Consider the following 26,036-nt stretch of genomic DNA (forward strand, 5'->3'; position numbering starts at 1 on the left):
CCGCCTGTGAACATAAAAGGCCAACGTGATGACCCTCCGACAAACAGCACGCAACCTTACAACCCTGGGCACCAGTTCGACGTGCGTCTCCAACACGCTAATCGGTTTGCTGCTGTTGCTGGCGATGGTTGTCAGTTGGAGTTCCGGGTTTATTGGCTATCGGTACGCGGCGGAGCAGGGCGGCGTTTACCTGGCGACGTTCTGGCGCTTTGTCCTCGCAGCGCTGTTTCTGCTGCCATTCGCCATCAGGCAGTTGCGGCGATTGTCCCGGGCTGACGTTCTGCGCCAATGCCTGATGGGCATATTCGCGTTCGCCGGCTACATCGCGCCGATCGCCCGTTCCATTGAATTGGGTGTGGCGCCAGGTACCTCGTCGGTCATCGCCAATCTCTTGCCGGTAACAATCGTTCTGCTCGCAGGCTTTGTACCGGGGCAGCGCACGCAAGGTTGGCAGTGGCTGGGACTGTTGCTATGCGTGGCGGGGATGCTGATCGCCAGCGCGTCGAGCATCGAATTTGGTTCGGCGCCGGCATGGGCTTACGCCTTGCCGCTGCTTGCGGTGCTGTCGATTGCCTGCGCAACGCTGTACCAGAAACGTGCCCCGCTGGCGCCGATGTCTGCGCTGACGGCGCTGTTCATTCAGGTCTGCGCCGTATTGCCGGTGTTTGCCGGGCTGGCGCTTTATGAAGGTGGTCTGCGCCCCCTTGCCGCACCAGGTTTTGGCCTCGGCGTGATCTGGCTGACGGTGTTTTCCACGTTGGGCGGCTACGGATTTTATTGGCTTTGCCTGCAGCGCTTCAGCATGCAGCGCATCAGCGGCGCGCTGTTTCTCACGCCGCCTGTGACGATGTTCTGGGCCTGGCTGCAATTTGGCGACAGCCTGCCGGGGGTGGCCTGGGTCGGTGTGCTGCTGACGTTGATCGGCCTGCCTCTGCTGAGTCGGCGCACGTAGGGAAAGGGGCGGCATTCCAATACTCATCCCGAAATGCTATCTCTTGGCACCTGTTGCCTTGAGATTCGAGCCGCCGCATGGACCCACACGACGATAATCGCTCAACGCCAGCCACTGCCAAACCGACGCAGGACTGGGTGATGCGGGCCGCACCGTTGCCGCAGATGGAGCGTTTTGAGGCGTTTTTTCAGGGTCACGGATTTGAAATGCACCGGCACGACACGTATGCCATCGGCCGCACATTATCTGGCGTGCAGAGTTTCCAATACGGCAATACCCTGCGCAACAGCCTGCCGGGTCGCACCATGGTTTTGCACCCTGACGAGCCACACGATGGCCATGCCGGCACAGAAGACGGTTTTCGCTATCGCATGTTTTACCTTGAGCCGGCGATGATTCAGCAGGTGCTGGGGGGCAAGCCATTGCCATTTATCAAGGGCGGCATTTCTGCAGATCCTCGACTCTTTGCGGCGACTCAAGTGCTGTTGCAGGACATGGATTGCGCGATTGACCCGCTGGAGATGGACGACGCCTTGTTCGATCTCACGATGGCTTTGCAGTCGGCGGCCGGTGTCCGAAAAGGTCGGCACACTGTCGATTACCCGGGCGCGCAAAAAGCCCGTGAATTGCTGATGGCAACGCTCACGACCGGGGTCACGCTGGACCAGCTTGAAGCCGCGAGCGGCACGGATCGCTGGCGCCTGTCGAGGGATTTTCGGGTGTTGTATGGCACCACTCCTTACCGCTACCTGACGTTGCGGCGTCTGGATGAGGTGCGCCGCTTGATTGCTCATGGCATGTCGCTGATCGACGCCGCATCGATGGCAGGTTTTTCCGATCAAAGCCACATGACCAGGCACTTCGTCAAAACCTTCGGACACCCGCCCGGTCGCTGGTTGAAGATGCTCAACGCTCAACGCTCAACGCTCGGCGCGACGTGCAATAACGTACAAGACGTCTGAATCGTTTTGATCCTAAAGTGAGTCTTCAACCACTCGCTGGAGCCTTTGCGATGTCTACCGTCCCGACTGTTTACCACCCCGTCAATTTCGCCCAGAAATACAGCCTGTTCAGCGAACAATGGCAACCCAAGGTCATTGCCCGGATGAATGACTACCAGTTCAAGCTGGCGCGTCTGGAGGGTGAGTTTGTGTGGCACAGCCATGCTGACACGGATGAAACCTTCATCGTGATCGAAGGGCAGTTGCGCATTGATTTTCGGGACGGTTTCGTGATGCTCTCGGCAGGGGAGCTTTACGTGGTGCCTAAAGGCGTTGAGCACAAACCCTGGGCCGAAAAAGAAGTGAAGCTGATGCTGATCGAGCCAGAAGGTGTGATCAACACCGGCGACATCCAAGGCGAGCGCACCGCGCAGAACGACGTGTGGATTTGAAAAGTAGGCGCCCGGTCGCCCCTTCAACCGTGCCCATGCAGGATTTACCGCCGGTACCCGGGAGCTTCGCGGGCAAGCCCCGCCAACGCTCAGACCTCGTGAAGCCGCGAACCTAACCGCTTACGGAGGCCACCGAGGTACCTTTGTAGGAGTTGACGAGCCAGGGCGAGGCTGCGATGGGGCGCGCAGCGGCTGAAGCCAGACGCCTCGGTCGTACCTGAAACACCGCGTGTGCAGGGATTACTGCCGCTGCGCGCCAGATCGTCCGAATGCGGCCCAGAGACAAGCCACGCTCCTACGCCCTCCGGGCAGAAGCAAAAACCCAAGAACGCCGAAAATCCTGTCCAACGCCAACACCTTCGGTGGCTCAGCTACAGAACCACAGGTCTGGGCTCGGGCATCAGTGTTGCAATCAAGGCGCGTACGGTGCCCGGCAGTGCGTCCAGCTCGCGGACGAGGATGCTGCGCTCGCGAACGGCCCACGGCTCGTCCAGCTCGATGGTCACCAGTTGCATGGTCCGACTGTGCCGTACGGCGGCGGATTCGGGAATGATGCCGATGCCCACGCCGGCCTCGACCATCCGGCAAATGGCCTCGAAGCTCGACACCTGAATCCGTAGCGACAGGCTCTGCCCAATCCGCTCCACGTGGTCACGCAGAAAACTCAGCAGCGTGCTGCCTTCGTGCAACCCGATGTGCTGGAACGCCAGCGTCTGTTTGAGCGTGACTGTTTTGTGCCCCGCCAATTCGTGGCCCACCGGTACCGCCAGTACCAGCCGGTCAGTACTGAAGTGGATCACCTGTAACCCGGCCGCTTCCACCGGCCCGGCGATAATCCCCATGTCTGTGCTGCCATCGAGCACGCCGCGCACGATGTCCCGCGACAGCCGCTCTTGAAGGTCCACGGTCACGCCTGGCCGTTTTGCCAGAAACCCCGCCAGCACTTCCGGCAAAAACTCTGTCACCGCTGTGGTGTTGGCGAAGATGCGAATGTGCCCCGCAGAGTCGGTACCGAAATGGGTGAACTCGGCTTTCAGGTAATCGACCTGGCTCATGATCAGCCGTGCGTGCTTGAGCAATTTCTGTCCGGCAGGCGTCAGCTCCACGCCGCGGCTGTCGCGATACAACAGGCGTGTGCCGAGTTGCCCCTCCAACGCCTTGATTCGGGCACTCGCGGCAGCCGGTGAAAGAAACGCCCGACGCGCACCCTGGGTCAGGCTGGGTGATTCCCCGATGTGAATGAAAAGGCGCAAATCAGCTAGGTCGAAGTGCATGGTCGTGTCCGGATGTTGCAGAGGGCGTTCAGCATACCCGAACGCTGGTTTATGCAAATGCAAATTCACAGAATGCCGGGCCACTCCCATCATCTGGCGATAACAACAAATGCAGAGGCTGCCGCGAGATGAGTGCTTCAGATACGCCTACGGATTTCAGTGCCTGGATCGGTCGTACCGAACAGGCCACTGACCACCTGAGCCGCCACTTGATCAAGCGTATCGCTGCCACGTTCGGCGAGCCAACACCTGCCGACGGCGACCCGCTGCCCGCCTTGTGGCAATGGTGTTTTTTCCAGGAGCCGGTGCCCGAATCACAATTGGGCAGCGACGGCCATCCGGCCCGCGGCGGTTTCCTGCCGCCTGCAGACAACCGCAACCGCATGTGGGCCGGTGGACGCGTCGAGTTCATCGCGCCGCTCATTGTTGGCGCCGAAGCCCAGCGCCAGTCGACCCTTTTGCATATCGAAGAAAAGCGCGGTCGCACCGGCTCGCTGTTGTTCGTCACCGTGCGTCACGACTATTCCCAGAACGCCCAACTGTGCGTGCGCGAAGAACAGGACATCGTCTACCGCGAGCCAAACCCGCCCAAGCAAGGCAGCGGTGTGGCGCCGGGGCAGGCTGACTGGAGCGAAACCATCACGCCAACGCCAACCCTGCTGTTTCGCTATTCCGCAGTCACCTTCAACGGCCATCGCATCCACTACGACTACCCGTACGTGACCGACACCGAAGGCTATCCAGGCCTTGTGGTTCATGGGCCGATGATCGCCACTTTCAATTTGCGGGCTTTTATCCGCGCTAACCCTGACAAACGCGTGCGCCATTTTGCCTATCGCGGCCTGCGGCCCTTGAACGTGCCAACGCCGTTTCGCGTCGGTGGCCGGGTGGTCGAGCCGGGCAAGGCGCAGTTGTGGGCCGGCAATGACGCCGGTGTGGCGCAGAGCGCGGAAGTGATTTTCGACTGATTTCTCCATGAATTGAAACGGCGATTTCTGTAGGAGCCAACTCGTTGGCGAAGAGGTTTGGTGCGGTGCATCAGGTAAACCGCCTCGAGAACGAGTTCGCTCCTACAGAGGCCAAGGCCTATCCGAGGACACAACCCGATGAATCCCTACGACGACGAAGACCTGAATGCCATCCGCGAAGGTGTGCGTGCCCTGTGCGCTGAATTCGACGCGGCTTACTGGCGCAAGATCGATGACGAAAAAGGCTTTCCCGAGACCTTCGTCAAAGCCCTGACCGACGCCGGCTGGCTCTCGGCGATGATCCCCACCGAGTACGGCGGCTCGGGCCTGGGGCTGGCCGAAGCGTCGGTCATCCTCGAAGAAGTGAACGCATGCGGTGGCAATTCAGGCACCGTCCACGGCCAGATGTACAACATGTTCACGTTGCTGCGCCACGGCAGCGACGCGCAAAAAAGCTACTACCTGCCCAAGCTCGCCAGCGGCGAATTGCGCCTGCAATCGATGGCCGTCACCGAGCCCACCACCGGGACCGACACCACGAAAATCAAGACCACCGCCGTCAAGCGTGGCGACAAATACGTGATCAACGGCCAGAAGGTGTGGATCTCCAGGGTTCAGCATTCCGACCTGATGATTCTGCTGGCGCGCACCACGCCGCTGGCCGAGGTGAAGAAGAAATCCGAAGGCATGTCGATTTTCATCGTTGACCTTCGCGAGGCCATCGGCAAGGGGCTGACGGTTCAGCCGATTGCCAACATGGTCAATCACGAGACCAACGAGCTGTTTTTCGACAATCTCGAACTGCCCGCCGACAGCCTGATCGGGGAGGAGGGCAAGGGCTTCAAATATATCCTCGACGGCCTCAATGCCGAGCGCGCGTTGATCGCTGCCGAATGCATTGGCGATGGTCGCTGGTTCATCGAGAAAGCCACTGCCTATGCGCGGGATCGCGTGGTGTTCGGACGGCCTATCGGTCAGAACCAGGGCGTGCAGTTCCCGATTGCCGAAGCACACATCGAGGTGGAAGCCGCAGACCTCATGCGCTGGCGCGCCTGCGAAGAGTACGACAGCGGCAAGAACGCCGGCGCCAGCGCCAACATGGCCAAATACCTGGCAGCCAAAGCGTCGTGGGAGGCGGCCAACGCATGCCTGCAAACCCACGGCGGTTTCGGTTTCGCCTGCGAGTACGACGTGGAGCGCAAGTTTCGCGAGACCCGGCTTTATCAAGTGGCGCCGATCTCGACCAACCTGATTCTTTCTTACGTGGCCGAGCACTTGCTCGAACTGCCACGCAGCTTCTGAGGAGGCGCACATGAGCCATACCCAAGCGTTGGCGGCGTTCCTCGCTGACCTCAGCTACGAGCAGATTCCCGGCAGTGTGCTGGACCGCACGGAAGACCTGTTTCTGGACTGGATCGGTTCGGCGCTGGCCAGCCAGAACGCGCGGCCCGTTCCGTTGTTCGAGCGCTACGCACAGCGCATGGGGCCGTCCGCCGGGGCTTCTAAAATACTGGTCAGCGGGCGTGGCACTTCGGCGTATTTCGCAGCGCTGGTCAACGGCGCCTCTTCGCATTTGGTCGAGCAGGACGACTTGCATAACAGCTCCGTTCTGCACCCGGCGACGGTGGTGTTTTCGGCAGCGCTGGCGGCAGCGCAAGACCTGAACAAGTCGGGTCAGGATTTGCTGTTGGCGTCGGTCGCCGGCTATGAAGCGGGGATCCGCATTGGCGAGTTCATGGGCCGTTCGCACTACCGGATTTTCCACACTACGGCGACGGTTGGCACGCTGGCGGCCGCCGTTGCGGTGGGCAAATTGCTGGACTTCGACAAAGAGCAGTTCATCAATCTGCTGGGGACGGCGGGCACACAGGCTGCCGGGCTGTGGGAGTTCCTGCGCGATGCGGCCGACTCCAAGCAATTGCACGCCGCCAAAGCCGCTGCCGATGGTGTACTCGCGGCCTACATGACCGAAGACGGCCTGACCGGAGCGCGCAACATTCTCGAGGGCGATCAGGGCATGGCGGCAGGGATGTCCACCGATGCTGATCCGCGCAAGTTGTCTGATCGCCTCGGCAGTCGCTGGGCGCTGCTGGAGACCTCGTTCAAGTTCCATGCATCGTGCCGCCACACGCACCCGGCGGCCGACGCTTTGCTGCATTTGATGCAGCGCGATGGCCTGCGGCATGACCAGATCGCGACAGTCGTGACACGCGTGCATCAGGGCGCCATCGACGTACTCGGACGGGTCGATGTACCGACCACGGTTCATCAGGCGAAGTTTTCCATGGGCGCAGTGTTGGGGCTGATCGCCGTCCACGGCAGCGCGCAGTTGATCGAGTTTCGTGATCGGGCGTTGACCGACGCTGATGTCGATGCCTTCCGCGCGAAGGTCACGATGGAGTTGGACGCTGAGGTTGATGCCGCCTATCCGGCGCGTTGGCTGGGCAGGGTGATCGTCACCACCGTCGACGGCCGCACGCTGACGGCCGCTATCGATGAGCCCAAAGGCGATCCGGGCAACACGTTGTCGCGGCCAGAGCTTGCGAGCAAGTTCCAGCGGCTCTTGGCGTTTTCCGGCGCCAGGACGGTGGAGCGGGGGCAGGCACTGATCGACAAGGTCTGGCATTTGCGCGATGCGCGGTCTTTGCACGATTTGATTTAAAAGTTGATGCAATCCGGTGCAGGAGCCCGCTTGCCCGCGATTGAGGGGTCTCAGGCGATGAATGTGCGGTTGACCCACCGCCATCGCGGTCAAGCGCGCTCCTACAGATGTGAGCCACTAGGTAAATAAACATGACTCAAACAAACCCCCGTCCCCTGGACGGCATCACGGTCATCAGCCTGGAACATGCTATCGCAGCGCCGTTCTGCACCCGGCAACTGGCCGATCTCGGCGCGAGGGTGGTGAAGATAGAGCGCCCCGGCAGCGGCGATTTTGCCCGGGGCTACGACCAGCGCGTCGATGGCCTGGCCTCGCATTTCGTCTGGACCAACCGCTCCAAGGAAAGCCTGACCCTGGACCTCAAGCAGGACGAGGCGGGGGACATTCTGCAATCGTTGCTGGGCAAGGCCGATGTGCTGGTGCAAAACCTCGCGCCCGGCGCTGCTGCACGCATGGGCCTGTCGTTCGAGGCGCTGAAAGAGCGCTTCCCGCGGCTGATCGTCTGCGACATCTCCGGCTACGGAGAAGGCGGTCCGTACGAAAAGAAAAAGGCCTATGACCTGTTGATTCAGAGTGAGGGCGGGTTTTTGTCAGTAACCGGGGGGCCAGGTGAGGAGCAGATGGCCAAGGCTGGTTGCTCCATCGCTGACATCGCGGCGGGGATGTATGCGTACACCGGGATTCTCTCGGCACTCATGTTGCGCGAAAAGACCGGTGTCGGCAGCCGTATCGATGTGTCGATGCTCGAAAGCCTGGTGGAGTGGATGGGTTACCCCATGTATTACGCCTACAACGGTGCGCCGCCACCGCCGCGCGCGGGCGCCTCGCACTCCACGATTTATCCCTATGGGCCGTTTCCCACTGGAGGCGGCGGCACCGTAATGCTGGGTTTGCAGAATGAGCGCGAGTGGGCGCTGTTCTGCGAGAAGGTCCTGCTGAACAAGGCGCTGGCGACCGATGAACGTTTTTCGGCCAACTTCAAACGCTCGGAAAACAGAGAGGTATTGAGGCAGATTATCCTCGATGGATTCGCTCGCTTGAGCGTCGATGAGGTGGTCGCCCGGCTTGAGACGGCGCAGATCGCCAACGCTAGGGTCAACGACATGCAAGGGGTCTGGGACCATCCGCAGCTCAAGGCGCGTGACCGTTGGCGGGAGGTTGACAGCCCGTCCGGCAGGTTGCCGTCGCTGTTGCCACCGGGCCGTAATGCTGCATTCACCCCGCGCATGGACGGGGTGCCGGGATTGGGCCAGCACACCAACAGCATTCTCGGCGAGCTGGGCGTGTCGGCGGACGATCAGGCCCGTCTGCTGGCGGCCGGGGTGGTTTGATCGCCGCCGCACCACTGACTTCAAGATTCATGAATGAGGATCCACCATGTACCGACCCATCGTCCGCTCCGCGCTGTTTGTGCCCGGCAGTCGACCTGAACGTTTTGCCAAGGCATTGGCTGCCGGTGCGGATGCTGTGATTGTCGATTTTGAAGACGCGGTAGAAGAGCCGCTCAAGCGCCAGGCCCGCGATAATCTTGGGGCCTTTCTGCTGGGCAACGCGCAGGCGTCGGTGTGGGTGCGGGTCAATGCGCCTGATCATGTCGAACACGCAGCGGATCTGGCGTTCTGCAAACAGCAGGCTGGCGTGGCCGGTGTGCTGCTACCCAAGGTCGAAAGCGCGGCGCACGTCGCTGCCGTCTGGCAAACCGGCAAACCGGTCTGGCCGATCATCGAAAGCGCCAAGGGCTTGCTGGCACTGGCGCAGATTGCCGGGGCAGAGGGTGTGGAGCGTTTGTCGTTTGGCGGACTCGACCTGGCGCTCGACCTCAACCTGAACACCGGCACGCCTGCGGCGCAGGCGTTTCTCGATCAGGCGCGGATGTCGGTGCAGCTGCATTCACGCGGCGCGGATTTATTGCCGCCGCTGGATGGCGTGTTCCCGGCGATTGCGGACCTGGACGGCCTGCACCGCGCGACACGCCACGCTTATGACATGGGCTACGGCGGCGCCTTGTGCATTCATCCCACTCAGATTCCGGTTATTCACGCGGCCCTTGCACCCAGCGCCGAGGATTTGAGCTGGGCACACAACGTCGTCCAGGCCAGCGCCGTCGCAAAAGGCGCCGGGGCGTTTCAGCTCGAGGGGCAAATGATCGATGCGCCGGTGTTGCTGCGCGCCCAGCGATTACTGGTTTTGGCTGCCGGGTAGCTGCGCCTGACGCGAGACGCCTGAAACACCGCGTGTGCAGGGGTTACTGCCGGTGCCCGGCAGATCGTCCGACTGCGGCTCGGAGACAAGCTCCCGCCCACAGCGTTCAGCACTGCCGAACGCTGGCTTATAGAAAAGCTAATTCTCTAAACGCAGTGTATTGCGCGATCTTTAGGCCACACTCACAGAGTCACATGGCTTCGACGCAAAGGCCCTCAGAGGCCGAATCCCCCTACAACAATAAAAAGGTGATATCGATGTTGACGCTGACCAAGGCGCTGTTCTGCGCCGCCGCAGTTTCCATGGCAGGGCTTGCCCACGCCGCTGACCCCATTGTCATCAAGTTTGCCCACGTCGTGGCAGAGAACACCCCGAAAGGTCAGGGTGCACTGATGTTTCAGAAGAAGGTGGCTGCCGACCCACGGCTCAAAGACAAAGTGAAAGTCGAGGTGTACCCCAACTCGTCGCTGTTCGGTGATGGCAAGGAAATGGAAGCACTGCTGCTCGGTGATGTGCAGATGCTGGCGCCGTCGCTGGCGAAGTTCGAGCAGTACACCAAGAAAGTGCAGATATTCGATCTCCCGTTCCTGTTTAACGACCTGGCCGCTGTCGACCGCTTTCAACAAGGGCCGCAGGGCAAATCGTTGCTGACCTCCATGGACGACAAAGGCATCCACGGTTTGGCCTATTGGCACAACGGTCTGAAGCAGTTGTCTGCCAACAAGAAAATGATCGAACCCAAAGATGCCCGAGGCTTGAAGTTCCGCGTTCAAGCCTCCAGCGTGCTTGAAGCGCAGTTCGTGGCGCTGCACGCCAACCCGCGCAAGATGAGTTTTGCCGAGGTGTATCAGGGCCTGCAGACCGGCACCGTCAATGGCACCGAGAACACCTGGTCCAACTACGAAAGTCAGAAGGTCAACGAGGTTCAGCCGTTCTTCACCGAAACCAATCACGGCCTGATCGACTACATGGTCATCACTAACTCCAAATTCTGGAACGGCCTGCCCGAAGACGTGCGTACCGAACTGCAGAAGATCATCGACGAAGTGACGCTTGAGGTGAACAAGCAGGCCGAAGCGCTGAACCAGACGGCCAAGCAAAAAATCATCGACGCCAAGACCAGCGAAATCGATTCGCTGACCCCAGAGCAGCGTGCCAAATGGCGTGAAGTCATGAAACCGGTCTGGGACAAGTTCTCCGAAGAGATCGGGGCGGACCTGATCAAGGCCGCAGACGATTCCAACAAGGCGCCATGAGCGAGCGGTTTCTTCAGTGAAACCGCAATCGTCCTCACACCGTGATCAATACAGGCCGTGATGCCTGAGTGGCCGCCCGTTCCAGGGTGGCTGCTTTCTCGACGTTCGGAGAATCCTTATGCAATCGCTGAGGCGTGTCTGGGAGCATTTTGAGGAGGGCATGATTGCCTTTCTGCTGGCTGCCATGACGTTGGTGACATTCGTTTACGTGGCGCTGAACAACATCTACACGCTGTTTTATAACCTCAGCGATCGCTGGGTGGTCAGCAGCGATTTCTTCGCTGGCATCGGCGACCACTTGATGGGTTATGCCCAGGGCATGACCTGGAGCGTGGCGCTGACCAAAGCGTTATTCGGCTGGCTGATCTTTTTCGGCATTGCCTACGGCGTGCGCACAGCCGGTCATCTGGGCGTTGATGTACTGGTGAAGAAGACCAGCAAGCCGATCCAGCGCCTGCTGTCTTTGCTCGCGTGCGCGTGTTGCATCGTGTACGCCGGTCTGTTTCTGGCGGCCAGCTACAAATGGGTGTCGGCCTTGATGGTGGCTGGCATCGGCGCAGAAGACCTTGACCGTTACGGCATCAAGGTGGCGTACATCACGGTCATCGTGCCGATCGGATTTGCGCTGATCATCGCCCGTTACCTGGAAATCCTGTACCGCATCTACACCCATCGGCAAACCGGTCTGGGTCTCGCTGATGAAGCAGCAGAAGCGACCAAGCTGGCCAACCCTGCCGAGGAGCATCGCCCATGACGGTTATCTGTCTGTTCCTGTTGCTGTTCGTGTTCATGTTTCTGGGCGTGCCGATCGCCATTTCGCTCGGGCTGGCCGGTGCGGTGTCGATCCTGATGTTCAGTCAGGACTCATTGAGTTCACTGGCAATCAAGCTGTTTGAAACGTCTGATAGCTACACGTTTCTGGCGATTCCGTTTTTCCTGTTGTCCGGCGCGTTCATGACGACCGGGGGTGTGGCCCAGCGGCTGATCGATTTTGCCAACGCCTGCGTCGGTCATATTCGTGGCGGTCTGGCGATTGCCGCAGTGCTGGCGTGCATGCTGTTCGCGGCGCTGTCGGGATCGTCGCCTGCAACCGTAGCGGCGGTGGGTTCCATCGCCGTGGCGGGCATGGTGCGTTCCGGTTACCCGAAGGAGTTCGGCGCCGGGATCATTTGTAACGCGGGCACCCTTGGCATTCTCATTCCGCCCTCCATCGTGATGGTGGTGTATTCGGCAGCGACGGAAACATCGGTCGGCAAGCTGTTCATGGCGGGTGTGATTCCGGGTGTTTTGCTCGGTGTGATCCTGATGGTGGTCATCTACATCGTCGCCCGCGTGAAGAAACTGCCCGCGCAACCACGGGTGACGCTCCGTCAGTGGCTGCATACCGCGCAGCGTGCGTTCTGGGGTTTGCTGTTGCTGGTGATCATCCTGGGCGGTATCTACAGCGGCATGTTCACGCCCACCGAAGCTGCCGCCGTGGCAGCGGTGTATTCAGCGTTCATCGCGTTGTTTGTCTACAAAGACATGCGCTTTCGCGATTGCCCGAGGGTGCTGCTGGAGAGCGGCCGGTTGGCGATCATGCTGATGTTCATCATTGCCAACGCGATGCTGTTCGCCCATGTGCTCACCACCGAGCAGATCCCGCAGCAAATCACCAACTGGGTAATCTCTGAGGGGCTGACGCCAATTGGCTTCCTGATCATGGTCAATATCGTGCTGCTGGTGGCGGGAAGTTTCATGGAACCGTCTGCAATCGTTTTGATTCTGGCGCCTATCTTCTTCCCGATTGCGATGAAGCTCGGGATCGACCCGATTCACTTGGGGATCGTCATGGTGGTGAACATGGAGATCGGGCTGGTCCATCCTCCAGTGGGTTTGAACCTGTTTGTGACCTCCGCTGTGACCGGCCTGACGCTCGGCCAGACGATCCGAGCAGCGCTGCCATGGTTGTCTATACTGCTGATGTTCCTGATCCTGGTGACGTACGTGCCATTCATTTCGCTGGCACTGCCCACGTGGCTTGGAATGCCCTGATTGTTTGCGAGGCGATTCTAGTAGATGAGTCGCTCCCGAAGCCACGCGAATGAATTCGCGCCTACGGACGATGTGAGCCATCTGTTGAGCCAACGACCTGGCGGGGCCTTGGAGAATCAAACACTTTCCTTGACCACGCAAAAAGGGAGCAGATATCTGCTCCCTTTTTGCTTACAGCCTATTGGCTCTGGATCAATGCACGAACAACGCGATCAGGATGATGATCGGGATCGGGACGCCGAGGAACAGCAACAGTAGTGAGCGCATGGGTCTTCTCCTTATTAGCGAACTGGGGCAGCGTGAGTGGTGTAAGGACGCGATTCCAGGTAAGTCACGGCGTCACGGCGACGACCACCCCAGATAGCGGCAAGACTGGCAATGAACGCGCCACACAGCAGGGCAACGAAAGTCCACAGCGAAGCCATTGCAGCCGCTTTGGCCGCAGCATCGGCTGCCTGTTTGGCTTTCAGCTTGGCGTCTTCAACCGCCTGACGGGCCTGACCGTAAACCTGGTCCACGCGTGCTTGAGCATCGGCCTGGGACAGGTTGGTGCGTTGGGCGACCAACTGAGCCAGGTAGTTACGGTCTTCAGCGGCCAGCTGACCATCGTTGGCCAGCGTTTGAGTGAAGATCCTGACCACCACACCGCGCGCTGCGTCATCGCTGACAGCAACCGGGCGATTGTCGCGGAACAGGCTGTCCACGAAATAGCCGTATTGATCGCTGCTGGTGTTGCTCGCAGCCGAGCCTTCAGCCTGAGTAGTGGCGCTGGCTGCACCTGATACCACGCTGGCGCCTGCTTTTGCGCCACCACCGATGATATTGCCCACCGAGCCTGCGATCAGAATCGCTGCAACCAGAGTGGCTACTGCCCACGACAGGAAGCCATGCGCGGTGTCGCGAAAATACACCTCGTCACCGTGCATGTTCGCCCACTTCACACGCAGTCGGCCGGCCAGATAGCCGCCCATGCCGGAGGCAAGGATCTGCGTGACGGCCAGCCAGACTACGGCTGAAATCCCCAAGGCTTTAGCGCTTGCACCTTCGTTGGCCCAAGGCGACATGGCCGAGAAGCCCAAGCCCGTGCCCAGCAGGATAAGGATGAGGGAAAGTGCCGCAGCACCGGCGGCTCCGGCGAATATGGCTCCCCAGGAAACGCCTGAGGCATTGTTGTGTTCTACAGCGGCAGGATAGGTATCAGGTAAGGGATTCATTGTTTTCTGCTCCTTGCGAATAGTTTTATTACATCTTGGCTTTGCAAAATTCGCTTTTGCAGAGGTCGTGCCAGTGCTGTGAGTGAATATAAATCCATATTTATCAACATCTTAGGAGTGATAATGGCGCTGTGCTTCATGCAAATTGCATGAGTGTGCTTATTTTGCGCCGCGTTATGCACGGTGGATTAATCGAGTGCCATCAGTGGCTTGCGAGGCGTTTCAGGAGTTGCTCTTGAACGTCCTATAACGCTTTAATCACGACGGTATCTGATCAACGCCCTGACAGTCTGACCGTCTCGGCAGCGAACCAAAACGCAGATAAACGGCTCCAACCCGATGTTTGGCCTATAGTTTTATTTCAGAAACCGCTTCCCAAAGAGGTTAACCGCCCATGTTTCTGCATCGCCCCCTCGAAGAAAAAGACGTACCAGTCATTTGCGCGATGCCGCAGTCGGTTGATGAGCTGTTTTATATGTTCCCCAAAGCAGCGTTTCCGCTAACCCCCGCTCAACTGACCGACGCCATCGAACAACGCTCGGATAACACCGTTATCGAGCTCAATGGTGAGGTGGTGGGCTTTGCCAACTTCTCCCGCTTTGACTTTCGCGGTCGTTGCTCAATGGGCAACGTCATTATCGCACCCAGCGCCCGATCCAAAGGCGTAGGCCGCTACATGATTGGCTGCATGATGGAATTGGCGTTCGGCAAGCATGAGGCCACCGAGCTGACCGCCTCCTGCTTTAACCACAACGTCCCGGGCCTGTTGTTTTATCCCAAAATGGGATTCAAGCCGTTTGCGATTGAAGAGCGCCAGGACAAGAAGGGTGCCCGGGTGGCGTTGATCATTTTGCGTTTGCCCAAAGACTGACCGGGCTCCAGGATTCGTCGGCATGCAAACCTGCCGACGAATGGAATCTCCAGTTAATCAGTCCCCCTTTAACTTGTGCGTGTCTTAAAAGGCACAAAAGCGCTTTTTTCCAGCTAAAAAACGCGCGTGAAACGATTCTTCTACGGGTGTTTATCTTAGTTATCGAATTGTCAGGCTGATCATCCTCCACGTTGCTTCAAGTTCGGCTGCAGCGTATAACTTCTATTACTGTCGCGTGTGCGAAGTTCAGACTTGCGGCGATATAACCAATGATGGAACGACGCCATTAAAGAAGAATATGGCACCTTTGTCCGGCGTTTGGCAGCGTGCCAGGAGGATGACTCGATGTTTGCCTATAGGCTTTCCGATCTAGAACTACGTAGCATTATCGAAAGTGCGTTTCTGCCCATGCGTTGCAACTGCACGGTGTCGGCAAACCAGTCGATGACCGTTGAGGTGATTGATCCCGAGACCGAGCGCGTCGAGCTTTATGTCACAGGGATTGCGCTAGACAGGCTGGACACAAGCCGCGCCATTTCGGAGTTAATCAGTCAGCTGCGCGCCGGGCTGCAAGCGCCATCCTACTCACAGCAGACCTTGGCGGGCTGACGTTGCTCAGCCAGGCTTTATCTTGTTGTACCCACTCGCAACGCCCGTTAATCAATTGAGAGACGGGCGTTTTTCTGTGCGGCGTTCATAGGACGATAAGGGGTATTAAGTTTGGTTGAACTTTTTTGCAGTTTAAACATTCATCGCGTTCTGCTGTTTTCGGGATGATGAGTTGACGGCAGTTTGTAGCTTCATGTTTCATGTGTGTGAGCTGGATCACAAATCGAACCTGTTTAAACAAAACAGAAGCTAGATGTGAAAATTTGAGCCTGTTTTATTTGTTTCACCCATTGATACCTACGTTCATCAGGTGCTGCGAGGTTCAACAGCATTTGCCTGTGAGTGAGCAAGGCTGGCTATTGACCCTACACGCACGATCAAGCAAGGTTGGTCTGCCCTTGAGCAAACTGACAAGGGCATCCGGTGCACTGGCATCATGATAACGAGGGCCACATGGCTGACGATCAGCTTCCGTTTGCTGGACCGGCTTTAACCGGTGAGGGCGTGAAACGCACGGCACGGCACAAGGTGATATGGGTAGTCGCTGTGATGGCGCTTATTGCGGCACTGTGCGTGACTGGCGTGATGTTGATGATCGAGCGCCTTGAAGCGCGCAATGCCAATTTCCATCCCCCGATGACAGAACTCGAACGCCAGCAATTGATGCCCGCCGAGCCTCGACTGGACATCTCGCCAAGCGTCGAAGGTTTGCGCTACGCAGATGAGGCTGACAGCTCTGCCAACGAAATCTATCTGTCTGTGGCGCCAGGGGCTTCAGGCGCCGCCGTGGTCAAGCAGTCTTTGGGAGGTCAGTCACAACCCTTCGAGCGGCCTCACTTCAATGAAACTGCCAGGCATACCGAAGGGCTGAGTCCCGCTCACTGATGTCCATCAGTGACCCAGCCACAGTGCCCTGACTGTCCTGGGCTTATCAGTGGTACGAGCGGCGGTGATCGTTTTCAAAGAGCAGCTTGAACTGCTTTTCTTCCGCGTCGGTAACGGCGTAGTGATCCAGAATTGGCCCGGCCTCAATGCGGCCGTCCAGCGCTACCCGAATGATCGTCGATTTTGAAAGGTAGTCCGGCACGTCACCGATGATCGTCAGCTCGCGAACGCTTTGGCCGTTTTGCTCGACAGTGGCAAGGCGTACGCGACACGTCGCTTGCATTGGAATCGGCCCGAACAATGTGTCCCGGGAGTAATCGATTTCGGCAATGCTCGAACGAAGCATCTTTTCCGTGTTCATGACGACGACCTCAATATCCATTCAATGGTAAGCACCTACGTGACAACTGAGGCCGATCCGGCTGAAATAGTTCGCGTTTTCCCTGTGAGCGGTCACACCGCTCATCGGTTGACTCTCTGTAGCGAAGCCGGAGCACCTCGTTTGCAATGGAGACCGACAACCGCAGTCAGTGCGTTGAACAGTAAAAAGCGAAGTTGCTGATTTTATAAATATATGGCCTTCGTAAGTTGCAGCTTTTTTACGGCGCCAATAAATAATTATTCATATAAATCAATAGATTAATTAATCTAATGCGGCAGGGTGGGCGAATATCAATAAATTGACACCTGCCCTGATTTTTGAAACTATCTGCTCATGTTCCGCGTTGTAAGACTTACGATACGCACGCTTTTATTGTTGTAGTAACGCCTGGTTAACAAGGGCCAATCAGCAAAATCCGGCGCCAGAGGCATTCGCCCAGTGGCGGTAGCGTCCCTCACCGGCAGCGTCAAGTACTCGCCTCGCTCCTCCGCCAACGATGCGGGCTTATTTATACGATCCTCAATGTTTATTGCTGCATGTGCAGGCAACAGCATGCTGCATTCGGCTGTGCGATGAGACGAATATCCAGTGTGTCGATGTTTCGCCAAGGGCTGTTTTGGCCTTCTGGCTACGGTAGTCATGCCCGGATTTTGATCAGCCTTTAATACCTGTCGTTGACTTTTTGTTCGCAGTTTTGCCCTACCAATCGCTGCCATTCAGCGCGGCTGTACCTCTGCCTTCAACCAGCACTCAAGCAACTCTTGGACAGTGCTAACGCATCGATACGCTTGGAGTAAGGACTATGCACGGAGATCATCTGGAAATCGTTTGCGGTTGCGTCATCGCAGGTGCCGGCCCTGCGGGAATGGGGCTGCTGTTCAATGCGTTGAAGAGCGGAGCCATGCCGGATCTGGCCAAGGAAGGCCTGATCATTGTCGATGCAAGCCCCAGCCCCGGCACGGGCCGGCTTGGCGAGTACCACATCACCGCCAACTCGGTGGGCGATGTTTTTCTCGACTGTTTGCGTGACCCGGCGCTGCGGGACGTGTTCGAACCGCTTGAGCACTCTCCGGCATATTGGCGTATTCGCCGACAAGCCCAGAGTGCACCGCAGCTATCGGACGTGGCCGAGTTGCTGGCAGAAGCCTCAACCCTGGTACTGGATTTCATCGTTGCCCATTACGGCGTGCAACTGTGGCGCAGCACCACCGTGACCGAAATCGTCAATGGCGGCGAGGAGTACCAGGTCTGGGTGGAAGCCGACGGGCGTAGTTGGCGTATTCGGTGCCGCTCGGTGGTGCTCAATCTGGGTGGTGTTCAAGACCCCCAGCATTTACTCAATAGCCTGGCCGACCAGAAACTTGCGCTTTCTCCGTCGGCGCATATTCAGAGTGCCGACGCCTTGTTGCGTATGAACGCCGTGCAATTGCGCGATTACTTCGCACCCACCCTTGCCAGCGATGGCCGTGTGACGGTGGTCGGCGGCTCGCACAGTGCGTTTTCGATGCTGGAAAACCTGGCAGACGCGCTGGAGTTTGCCGGGCTCAAGGAAGTCACTCTGGTTCATCGCTCGCAGATCCGACTGTTTTACGAAAGCACGGAGGCCGCAGTGACAGCCGGTTACCGCTTTGACGAGCAGCGCGACGTCTGTCCGATCTCCGGACGCGTCAACCGTTCTGGCGGTTTGCGTTACCGTGCGCTGGACATCGGCCGTGAGGCATTATCGTGCGGACGCATCGGCAAGACCGGGGTACGAGTGAATCTGTTTCAGACTGAAAACGGGCCCCAGGGGCATTTTGAAAGTGCCCGGGCGGCGCTGGCCGAATCTGCCGTAGTGGTGCAATGCACCGGCTACCAACCGCGCTTGCCGACTCTTACATACGCCAATGGCGGGCCGATCAAATTGCTTGAAGTCAAAGGCGGCCTGGATTCGGACCCGTCTGGTTGCCCCTTGGACATCAGCGGTCAGCGTCTTTACGGATTGCACCTGTTCGGGCTCGGCGCAGGTTTGGGGGTCGACCCTCGTCTGGGCAGTGAGTCGTCGTTCGATGGACGCATTTACGGCGTCTGGCAGTTCCATCATGACGCCAGTGGCGCGGTGATCGATGCGGTGGTCGCGCGCCTGCAGGAGCCGATGCAGGAACCGGTCAGTCTCAGTCGCAAGCTGCTGCCTGACCGGGAAGGGCATCGTATGCCGTTTTTGTGGCCGACGCTGGTCAACGCAAACTCCTGATGCCACGGCGCGCAAAAAATCCTGGATGGCCACGAGGTCATCCGGGATTTTTTTTGCCCGCGTATGCGCCTGAGTGCCAGGCGATCAAGGCGATCCCGCCTGGCGGGTGGCACTTAATATCTTGGCCATCGCCGCGCTTTTGTAGTGTGGTTGCATTCATCTATTCTCATGGCTTTTACAGCATCTCGATTGACTGAAAGGATCAACGGCACATGCGCATTTTAATAGTGGGAGCCGGTGCGATAGGCGGGTATTTTGGCGGGCGCCTTCTGGAAGCGGGGCGCGACGTTACGTTTCTGGTCAGGACCGGCCGGGCCGAAGAGCTGGACCGCGACGGTTTGGTCGTGCGAAGTCCGATGGGCAATATCGAGTACCCGTCGCCGCCCTATGTTCTAACGCAACAGCTCGACGAGGCGTACGACCTGATCGTGGTCAGTTGCAAGGCGTATGACCTCGACGCGTCGATGGAAGGCTTCGCTGTCGCAGTCGGCCCTGACACGTTGATACTGCCGCTGCTCAATGGCATGGCGCATGTGGACCGGCTTTGCCAGCGTTTCGAGGCTGCGAACGTGCTGGGAGGCCAGTGTCTGGTGTCACTCGACCGAGATGTTTCAGGCGCCGTGCTGCACCTCAATGACACCCATCAGCTGTCATTCGGCGAGCTCAGTGGCGCGTTGACCCCTCGTATCCTGCGGGTAGCCGAAGCGCTGGCGGACGCTGGTTTCGATGCCAACCTCAGTCAGCAAATCGTCCAGGAAATGTGGGAGAAGTGGTGCTTTATCGCCACCGCAGCAGGGATCACCGGTTCAATGCGCGCCAGTATCGGGGACGTGCTGGCGTCCGGAGGCGAGCCGCTGATACTCAAGCTGTTGGCGGAATGTGCAAGCGTGGCCGAGCACGCGGGTTATGCGTTACGCACGGACGTGAGGCAGCGCTTTCAGAACATGCTGACCGCGGCGAATTCGAGGATGACAGCCTCCATGCTGCGCGACATCGAGCGTGGCGCGCCGATTGAAGTCGAGCAGATCATCGGCGAGATGGTGCTCAGGAGGGCAGACAGCGGCCATGAAAGGCCGCTGTTGTCAGCATTGGATTTCGTGCACCTGAATCTGAAATCCTACGAAGCGCGAAGGGTTCGCGAAGTGTGAACCGGCTTCCCGGAAGCCGGTTCAGTGCTCGGATAAGCAAGTACGACAGGCTTACTTATGCGCGGCGGACAACTCCATGATCATTCGCGTCAACAGGTAGATGCGCGGGGCCACGCTGTCGACTTCGGCGTACTCCTCGGGCGTGTGAATATTCCCGCCGACGATGCCGAAACCATCAAGCGTCGGTACGCCAACAGCGGCCGCCAGGCTCGCATCTGCCGCGCCACCGCTGCCCTCGATGGTCAGCTTGCGGCCCAACTCGCCGTAGATGCCTTGCGCCATGGCGACCAGCTTGTCTGACTCCGCCGTCTGCGGCATCGGTGGCAGGCCCCGAATCAGTTTGGTGCTGACTTCGGTTTCCGGGATCATCTTGTCGGCAGACACCCGCGCAAGGTCCTTTTCAATCCGGTCTAACTCTTCAGGCACCGCCACCCGAACGTCTGCCTTGGCTGTCGCCTGATCGGGAATCACGTTGACCCGCTCACCCGCATTGATCACGGTGAAATTGATCGTGGTCTTTTTCTCGGCATCGCCGAGTTTGCCCAGTTGCAGGATCTGGTGCGCAGCTTCCATCGCCGCATTGCGGCCCAGGTCCGGCGCGACACCGGCGTGTGAGGCCTTGCCTTTGACGTCCACCACGGCGGTTGCACTGCCTTTTCGCCACACCACCAGACCATCGGCTGGACGGCCCGGCTCCAGATTGAGCGTGACGTCATGGGTCTTGGCGACTTTCTGGATCAGCGCAGTGGCGGCTTCCGAACCGGTTTCTTCGCTGGCGTCGAGCAGAAAGGTGATCTGCGCGTAATCCTTGAAGTTGAGATTTTTGAGGATTTTCAGCGCGTAAATGCCGGCGACGATGCCGCCCTTGTCATCCATCACTCCAGGCCCGTAAGCGCGACCATCCTTGATGGTGAAGGGGCGGGCAGCCGCTGAGCCTTCCTTGAACACGGTGTCCATGTGCGCCATCAGCAGGATTTTTGCCTTGCCCGTACCTTTGAGCGTCGCGACAACATGACTGCTCTTGTCGGGTGCGGTATTGGGAAACGTTTCAATGGTCGCACCGAGCTTTTTCAGCTCATCGACGGTGATATCACTGACTTGCGCTAGGCCCGGTTCGTACCCTGAGCCAGAGTCGATGTTGACCAGTTTCTCCAGCAGTTTCAGGGCTTCTGGCTGGTAGTTTTGAGCGTCGGTCTGAACCTGCTGGTCAGGCGCGGCGGACGCCGGCAGCGCAACACCCATTGCAAGGCTCAAGGCGAAGGCGCTAGCGAGTGCGGAGCGGGAGAAGGGTTGGGTCATGCGTCGTTCCCTGATGTCGTTGATTGAATTCAGGTATTACCCTAACGGCTTCAAAAAAAATCCGCACCCGCCAAACCCGGCGTTTGCAGCGTTTAATGCTGTAAAAAACGTTTGTCAGTCACAGTGCCCGCCGGGGCGCGGGGTGAGCTAACCTCTTCACTTACGTTTTTCAGTCCAAAGCAGAGAGGTGCCACATGCCAGTCAAGCACGATTTATATGCGGATTTGAGTGTCAGCAAAGACGACCTTGCCAAGCGTCGTGGCAGTGATCCGAGGTTGAACCAGTTGGTCGCTCATTACGATGAAATCGATGCCGAAGTGCTGAAGGCAGAAGCCGGGTCGTCGTTGGGTGTTTCGGACGGTCAGCTTTTGAAACTCAAGGGAAAGCGTCTGGAGACCAAGGACAAAATCGTCAGTCAGCTGAGCCATCCGCAATGACGGGCAGGGAAGGAGGGGAGTGGAACCAGAAAAGAGGGTAGACGCTGTTTATGGATCCAAAATCAGCGTCGGCACATAGGGCGCCTTTGCGGGGGCGCCGTGTGGGCAATCTGCTTGCGGTTCAAGCAGACTGCGCGTAAGAGGCCAGCAACGATTGTTATTGGGGCTCTTGATTAGGTGCGATCTCGGCTTGAATACGTTTGTAAATTTCTTCGCGGTGAACTGAAACGTTTTTCGGAGCGTTGATACCAAGTCTGACTTGCAGACCTTGTACGCCCAGAATGGTAACGGTGATCTCGTCACCGATGTTTATGCTTTCGCCGACTTTGCGGGTGAGTATCAACATAATCTTTTCCTTGATGGCCTCATGAAGCGCCTCTACCAGGAGGCTGGCGTGAGCCTTTGGGTGGTGGTTATTGCCGAGTGCATCCAAATGCGTCCGTCAGTATGACGTCTTCGGTACGATTTTAATTCCCCAGGTTCCTTTTCTTGTTGTAGAGAGAGTTTCCGGGGTGAGCGGCACATGAATTCTGCCCTGTTTTGACATTAAATTCGCCACGCTTATGGGTGCAAAACGCGGGTGCCAAATGTGGGGCGGCGACTATTGCACACTCCTTTGCCATTTAATGCAAAGAAGTCATGCCGAGAAGTGAAGAATTTTTCACTCCGAAGCCTCGTAAGCGATCTCCTAATGCAGTGTAGGAGAATTCCTAGATCAGTGAAGGTCGCCAGATGGATAGGTGAAGGCAATTTGACTGCTAATCGGCACCACGTTGATCAATGATCGTTCAGAGGCCCGATTGGCACGTCTATGTTGGAAGGGGTGGAGCGAGAAAGGGGCGCGGAGGCGTAAACGACATGCCCGCCAGTGCGACGGGCATGTACGTTGATAGAGCGTCGAATCAGACGACCAGAGACAGCAACATGATGAAGATGATGCCCACCACCGACAGGATGGTTTCCATCACAGTCCAGGTTTTCAGGGTCTCGGTCACGGTCATGTTGAAGTACTGCTTCACCAGCCAGAAACCCGCATCGTTGACGTGCGACAGAATCAGCGAACCGGCGCCTGTGGCCAATACCAGCAGCTCACGGTTGACGCCCGGTACCATGCCCACCACCGGGGCGACGATCCCGGCGCCGGTGATGGTGGCCACGGTTGCTGAACCTGTTGCGACACGAATCACCGCTGCCACCAGCCATGCCAGCAGGATCGGCGAGATCTGTGCCTGCACGGCCATGTGACCGATCAGGTTGCCCACGCCGCTGTCCACCAGCATCTGCTTGAAGCCGCCGCCTGCGCCCACGATCAGCACGATGGCCGCCACCGGTGCCAGGCTCTGATCCAGCAATTTGATGATGTGATCACGGCTGAAGCCGCGTGCCGAACCAAAGGTGTAGAACGCCAGCAACAGCGCAAACAGCAGCGCGGCAATCGGGTGGCCGATGAAGTCCATCCACACCCGGAACACATGGCCAGTTGGCAAGGCGACGTCGGCAAAGGTCTTGAGCAGCATCAGGAACACCGGCAACAGGATCGTAATCAGCGTGATCGCGAAGCTCGGCAGGTTCTCGTTGGTGGACTCCTTGGCGATCTGGTCCATCAGCTCCTGAGAAGGGTTGCCAGGAATGTACTTGGCGATCCACTTGCCGTAGATAGGCCCGGCGATGATTGCAGTGGGCAGTGCGACGATCAGGCCATAGAAAATGGTCTTGCCGATGTCGGCGTTGAAGATGCCGATGGCCAGCAGCGGACCCGGGTGCGGCGGCACCAGCCCGTGAACGGCGGAGAGGCCCGCCAGCAGCGGAATGCCGATCTTGACGATGGAGACGCCACTGCGACGCGCCACGATGAACACCAGCGGGATCAGCAATACGAAGCCGATTTCGAAGAACAGTGGGATGCCCACCAGGAACGCCGAAAACATCATCGCCCAGTGAACGCGTTCTTTGCCGAATCGACGAATCAGGGTTTGCGCAATCTGGTCGGCGCCGCCGGAATCAGCCATTAGTTTGCCGAGCATGGTGCCCAGACCGAGGATGATGCCGACGAAGCCCAGTACGCCGCCGAAGCCGTCCTGGAACGACTTCATGACTTTGTCCACCGGCATGCCGGACGTCAGGCCCAGGAAGCCCGCGGCAATGGTCAGCGCTACGAAGGGGTGAACTTTGAATTTGGTGATCAACAGCACAAGGCCGATGATGGTCACCACCGCATCCACAAGCAGATACGTCTCTTGGGTCATACCGAACATGGGGGTGTCTCTCCGTTGTATTTTGTTTTTTTGGAGCTAATGCCTGACGCTGCCTTCACTCACGAGTGTGCGTTGCATGCGAAAGACAGCGCTGTCTTTGCAGCTCACGCCTGATCCGCGATCAGGAGCCGGTGTGCGCGCCTTCGGTGGATTGGGTTTTGGAGAGTTCCCACCATTTGGCGGCCTGTTCTCCGATGGCTTCGATTGACTGCGTGGCATCGACGACCAGTGTGCGGTCTTCACCATTAGGCGGCTCAAGCGTCGCGAACTGACTGTCCACCAAGCTCGCTGGCATGAAATGCCCAGGGCGGTTAGCGCAGCGTTTGGTGGCCTCTTCCTTGCTCAGTTCGAGAAACACAAAACCCAGGCCAGGCACCGCAGCACGCAGCGTTTCGCGATAGCGAAGCTTGAGTGAGGAGCAGGTGAGGATGGGGTGTTCGCCATTGCGCAACGCGGCGGCCAGTTCTTCACCCAGACGGGTAAGCCAGCCGGCACGGTCTTCGTCATTGAGGGGGTGACCAGCGCTCATCTTGTCGATGTTGGCCTGGGGATGGAACGCGTCGCCTTCGATGAGGCGGCCTCCGCTGTTTTTGGCGATTTCAGCGCCGACGACACTTTTGCCGCAGCCGGAAACACCCATCACCACGAGGGCAGAAATTGCGTGTGGAGCAGTAGTCATAAAAACCTCGTCCCGCAGACAGCGCTGTCTTGTCCGGTTACCAGACGGAAGACTGCAGACTGTGTCCGGGTGTAGTCATTGTTATGGGTATCTCGATGGTTCATAGCCGCTCGATCCTTGCCGCTTGGATGTGACAAAAGCGTTCTAAGAAAGCGTTGCGGGACTTCCGGAGATAGCGCTACCTTAGAGCCCCTCCGACACAATTTGCAACCCCTTCAGCTTTTGTTCCTATTCAGTTGGCAACGCATGACACGCAATGGTTCCCGCTCCACCGGTCGTCCCACGCTCAATGAAGTTGCAAAGCTGGCGGCGGTCTCACCCATCACTGCCTCCAGAGCCCTGCGCGGGATTGCCACTGTGGCGCCAGAACTGGTCGAAAAGGTCCGTGCTGCAGCGCTGAGTCTAGGCTATGTCGCCAACCCTGCCGCCCGCGCTTTGGCCTCCTCGCACAGCCAGACGGTGGTGGTGCTTGTACCGTCCTTATCCAACCAGCTGTTTATCGAAACGCTCGAAGCGATTCAGGCGGTACTGAGCCCGCGCGGCCTGGAAGTGGTGATCGGTAACTACCACTATTCGCCGCATGAGGAAGAAAACCTGTTGCGCAGCCACCTTGCCAATCGTCCTCGCGGGCTGTTGTTGACCGGGTTTGATCGCAGTCCGGCCGCCCAGCATCTGCTCGCTGCCAGTGGCGTGCCGTGCGTGCACATGATGGAGCTGGACGGGCAGCGCGCCGAGTCTTGCGTCGGGTTTTCCCAACAGCAGGCTGGCGCAGAAGCGGCCAGGCACTTGTTGAGCCGCGGCCGCCGTCGCCTGGCGTATGTAGCCGCGCAATTGGACCCCCGCGTGTTGCAGCGCGGCAAAGGATTTCAGGCCGCGCTGGAGGCGGCGGGGGCTTACGACCCGGCGCTGCAGGTGTCGACGCCGCAGCCGTCTTCGATTGGCTTGGGAGGGGAGTTGTTCGCCCGCTTGCTTGAAGAACATCCAGACGTGGATGGCATGTTTTTCTGTAACGACGACCTCGCGCAAGGGGCCGCGCTCGAAGCCTTGCGTCGTGGCATCAGCATTCCCGAGCGTGTGTCGCTGATCGGATTCAATGATCTGCCCGGCTCTGCGCACATGGTGCCGCGCCTGACCTCGATCCGCACCCCGCGTGAAGAAGTCGGCCAGCGCGCCGCGCAGCTGCTGCTGGGGTTGCTGGACGGCACCGTCCAGCCGTCGCAAATCGATCTGGGGTTCGAATTGGTCGTGCGCGAAAGCACATGAAAAGCCCGATCCGCTGTAGG

The 26,036-nt window shown here is 58.6% G+C and carries 25 protein-coding genes; 18 read left to right on the forward strand and 7 right to left on the reverse strand.

Annotated features, from left to right (window positions below):
* Positions 1 to 28: 28 nt before the first annotated feature.
* The 3 genes from OYW20_RS10285 (at position 29) to OYW20_RS10295 (ending at position 2,345) form a co-directional block, all read left to right on the forward strand.
* Positions 29 to 952, forward strand: coding sequence for a DMT family transporter (locus OYW20_RS10285; protein ID WP_268800576.1), 924 nt, complete (start codon positions 29 to 31; stop codon positions 950 to 952).
* Positions 953 to 1,029: 77 nt separating this feature from the next.
* Positions 1,030 to 1,914: a helix-turn-helix domain-containing protein gene (locus OYW20_RS10290; RefSeq protein ID WP_268800577.1), complete on the forward strand. Its 885-nt coding sequence runs from the start codon at positions 1,030 to 1,032 to the stop codon at positions 1,912 to 1,914.
* 50 nt (positions 1,915 to 1,964) lie between these two features.
* Positions 1,965 to 2,345 (forward strand): cupin domain-containing protein, encoded by a 381-nt coding sequence (locus OYW20_RS10295; RefSeq protein WP_268800578.1) that lies wholly within the window; start codon positions 1,965 to 1,967, stop codon positions 2,343 to 2,345.
* Positions 2,346 to 2,716: 371 nt separating this feature from the next.
* Here the strand turns inward: OYW20_RS10295 and OYW20_RS10300 are convergent, their stop codons facing one another.
* Positions 2,717 to 3,619 (reverse strand): LysR family transcriptional regulator, encoded by a 903-nt coding sequence (locus OYW20_RS10300; RefSeq protein ID WP_268800579.1) that lies wholly within the window; start codon positions 3,617 to 3,619, stop codon positions 2,717 to 2,719.
* Positions 3,620 to 3,747: 128 nt separating this feature from the next.
* Between OYW20_RS10300 and OYW20_RS10305 the strand changes: the two genes are divergently transcribed.
* From OYW20_RS10305 to dctM, 8 genes are all read left to right on the forward strand, one after another.
* The gene (locus tag OYW20_RS10305; RefSeq protein WP_268800580.1) at positions 3,748 to 4,587 is read left to right on the forward strand and encodes an FAS1-like dehydratase domain-containing protein; all 840 of its coding nucleotides are present in this window, start codon (positions 3,748 to 3,750) and stop codon (positions 4,585 to 4,587) included.
* Between the two features lie 138 nt (positions 4,588 to 4,725).
* Positions 4,726 to 5,889 carry an acyl-CoA dehydrogenase family protein gene (locus OYW20_RS10310; protein ID WP_268800581.1) on the forward strand — a complete coding sequence of 388 codons (1,164 nt, stop codon included), beginning with the start codon at positions 4,726 to 4,728 and terminating at the stop codon, positions 5,887 to 5,889.
* Positions 5,890 to 5,899: 10 nt separating this feature from the next.
* Entirely contained in the window at positions 5,900 to 7,249 is a 1,350-nt protein-coding gene (locus tag OYW20_RS10315; RefSeq protein ID WP_268800582.1) for an MmgE/PrpD family protein, read from the forward strand.
* Positions 7,250 to 7,380: 131 nt separating this feature from the next.
* Positions 7,381 to 8,580: a CaiB/BaiF CoA transferase family protein gene (locus tag OYW20_RS10320; protein WP_268800583.1), complete on the forward strand. Its 1,200-nt coding sequence runs from the start codon at positions 7,381 to 7,383 to the stop codon at positions 8,578 to 8,580.
* 46 nt (positions 8,581 to 8,626) lie between these two features.
* A complete protein-coding gene (locus OYW20_RS10325) occupies positions 8,627 to 9,451 on the forward strand; it encodes an HpcH/HpaI aldolase/citrate lyase family protein (RefSeq protein ID WP_268800584.1) in 825 nt (274 codons plus the stop codon).
* Positions 9,452 to 9,708: 257 nt separating this feature from the next.
* Entirely contained in the window at positions 9,709 to 10,707 is a 999-nt protein-coding gene (locus OYW20_RS10330) for a TRAP transporter substrate-binding protein (protein ID WP_268800585.1), read from the forward strand.
* A 118-nt stretch (positions 10,708 to 10,825) separates the two neighbouring features.
* Positions 10,826 to 11,461, forward strand: a complete 636-nt coding sequence (locus tag OYW20_RS10335; RefSeq protein ID WP_268800586.1) for a TRAP transporter small permease — start codon at positions 10,826 to 10,828, stop codon at positions 11,459 to 11,461.
* The gene (dctM, locus tag OYW20_RS10340) at positions 11,458 to 12,741 is read left to right on the forward strand and encodes a C4-dicarboxylate TRAP transporter large permease protein DctM (protein WP_268800587.1); all 1,284 of its coding nucleotides are present in this window, start codon (positions 11,458 to 11,460) and stop codon (positions 12,739 to 12,741) included. The genes OYW20_RS10335 and dctM overlap by 4 nt, the downstream gene beginning before the upstream one ends.
* A 281-nt stretch (positions 12,742 to 13,022) precedes the next feature.
* Here dctM and OYW20_RS10345 read toward each other — a convergent pair whose 3' ends face one another.
* Complete coding sequence (locus tag OYW20_RS10345; protein ID WP_268800588.1) at positions 13,023 to 13,955, reverse strand: hypothetical protein; 933 nt, start codon at positions 13,953 to 13,955, stop codon at positions 13,023 to 13,025.
* Positions 13,956 to 14,349: 394 nt separating this feature from the next.
* Between OYW20_RS10345 and OYW20_RS10350 the strand changes: the two genes are divergently transcribed.
* The 3 genes from OYW20_RS10350 to OYW20_RS10360 all read left to right on the forward strand — a co-directional run bounded on the left by OYW20_RS10350 (position 14,350) and on the right by OYW20_RS10360 (position 16,320).
* Positions 14,350 to 14,826 (forward strand): GNAT family N-acetyltransferase, encoded by a 477-nt coding sequence (locus tag OYW20_RS10350; protein ID WP_268800589.1) that lies wholly within the window; start codon positions 14,350 to 14,352, stop codon positions 14,824 to 14,826.
* A 345-nt stretch (positions 14,827 to 15,171) separates the two neighbouring features.
* Positions 15,172 to 15,435 carry a DUF1652 domain-containing protein gene (locus tag OYW20_RS10355; RefSeq protein ID WP_268800590.1) on the forward strand — a complete coding sequence of 88 codons (264 nt, stop codon included), beginning with the start codon at positions 15,172 to 15,174 and terminating at the stop codon, positions 15,433 to 15,435.
* A 453-nt stretch (positions 15,436 to 15,888) separates the two neighbouring features.
* A complete protein-coding gene (locus tag OYW20_RS10360) occupies positions 15,889 to 16,320 on the forward strand; it encodes a hypothetical protein (RefSeq protein ID WP_268800591.1) in 432 nt (143 codons plus the stop codon).
* A 46-nt stretch (positions 16,321 to 16,366) separates the two neighbouring features.
* Here the strand turns inward: OYW20_RS10360 and OYW20_RS10365 are convergent, their stop codons facing one another.
* A complete protein-coding gene (locus OYW20_RS10365) occupies positions 16,367 to 16,681 on the reverse strand; it encodes a hypothetical protein (RefSeq protein WP_268800592.1) in 315 nt (104 codons plus the stop codon).
* A gap of 823 nt (positions 16,682 to 17,504) precedes the next feature.
* Between OYW20_RS10365 and OYW20_RS10370 the strand changes: the two genes are divergently transcribed.
* Together OYW20_RS10370 and OYW20_RS10375 are read left to right on the forward strand one after the other, a co-directional pair.
* Positions 17,505 to 18,935 carry an NAD(P)/FAD-dependent oxidoreductase gene (locus OYW20_RS10370; RefSeq protein WP_268800593.1) on the forward strand — a complete coding sequence of 477 codons (1,431 nt, stop codon included), beginning with the start codon at positions 17,505 to 17,507 and terminating at the stop codon, positions 18,933 to 18,935.
* Positions 18,936 to 19,147: 212 nt separating this feature from the next.
* Entirely contained in the window at positions 19,148 to 20,083 is a 936-nt protein-coding gene (locus tag OYW20_RS10375; RefSeq protein ID WP_268800594.1) for a ketopantoate reductase family protein, read from the forward strand.
* 51 nt (positions 20,084 to 20,134) lie between these two features.
* Here the strand turns inward: OYW20_RS10375 and OYW20_RS10380 are convergent, their stop codons facing one another.
* Complete coding sequence (locus OYW20_RS10380; RefSeq protein ID WP_268800595.1) at positions 20,135 to 21,382, reverse strand: M20/M25/M40 family metallo-hydrolase; 1,248 nt, start codon at positions 21,380 to 21,382, stop codon at positions 20,135 to 20,137.
* A gap of 194 nt (positions 21,383 to 21,576) precedes the next feature.
* On the opposite strand from OYW20_RS10380, the gene OYW20_RS10385 reads away from it, so the two are divergent.
* Complete coding sequence (locus OYW20_RS10385; protein WP_268800596.1) at positions 21,577 to 21,819, forward strand: DUF465 domain-containing protein; 243 nt, start codon at positions 21,577 to 21,579, stop codon at positions 21,817 to 21,819.
* A gap of 157 nt (positions 21,820 to 21,976) precedes the next feature.
* Here OYW20_RS10385 and csrA read toward each other — a convergent pair whose 3' ends face one another.
* The 3 genes from csrA to OYW20_RS10400 form a co-directional block, all read right to left on the reverse strand.
* Positions 21,977 to 22,165 (reverse strand): carbon storage regulator CsrA, encoded by a 189-nt coding sequence (gene csrA, locus OYW20_RS10390; RefSeq protein ID WP_062380972.1) that lies wholly within the window; start codon positions 22,163 to 22,165, stop codon positions 21,977 to 21,979.
* A 556-nt stretch (positions 22,166 to 22,721) separates the two neighbouring features.
* Positions 22,722 to 24,074 carry a GntP family permease gene (locus OYW20_RS10395; RefSeq protein ID WP_268800597.1) on the reverse strand — a complete coding sequence of 451 codons (1,353 nt, stop codon included), beginning with the start codon at positions 24,072 to 24,074 and terminating at the stop codon, positions 22,722 to 22,724.
* Between the two features lie 121 nt (positions 24,075 to 24,195).
* A complete protein-coding gene (locus OYW20_RS10400; protein ID WP_268801095.1) occupies positions 24,196 to 24,714 on the reverse strand; it encodes a gluconokinase in 519 nt (172 codons plus the stop codon).
* Positions 24,715 to 24,999: 285 nt separating this feature from the next.
* On the opposite strand from OYW20_RS10400, the gene gntR reads away from it, so the two are divergent.
* Positions 25,000 to 26,016 carry an HTH-type transcriptional regulator GntR gene (gene gntR, locus OYW20_RS10405; RefSeq protein WP_268800598.1) on the forward strand — a complete coding sequence of 339 codons (1,017 nt, stop codon included), beginning with the start codon at positions 25,000 to 25,002 and terminating at the stop codon, positions 26,014 to 26,016.
* Positions 26,017 to 26,036 lie beyond the last annotated feature (20 nt).

It is taken from the genome of Pseudomonas sp. BSw22131 (genome assembly GCF_026810445.1).
Classification (GTDB): Bacteria; Pseudomonadota; Gammaproteobacteria; order Pseudomonadales; family Pseudomonadaceae; genus Aquipseudomonas; species Aquipseudomonas huanghezhanensis.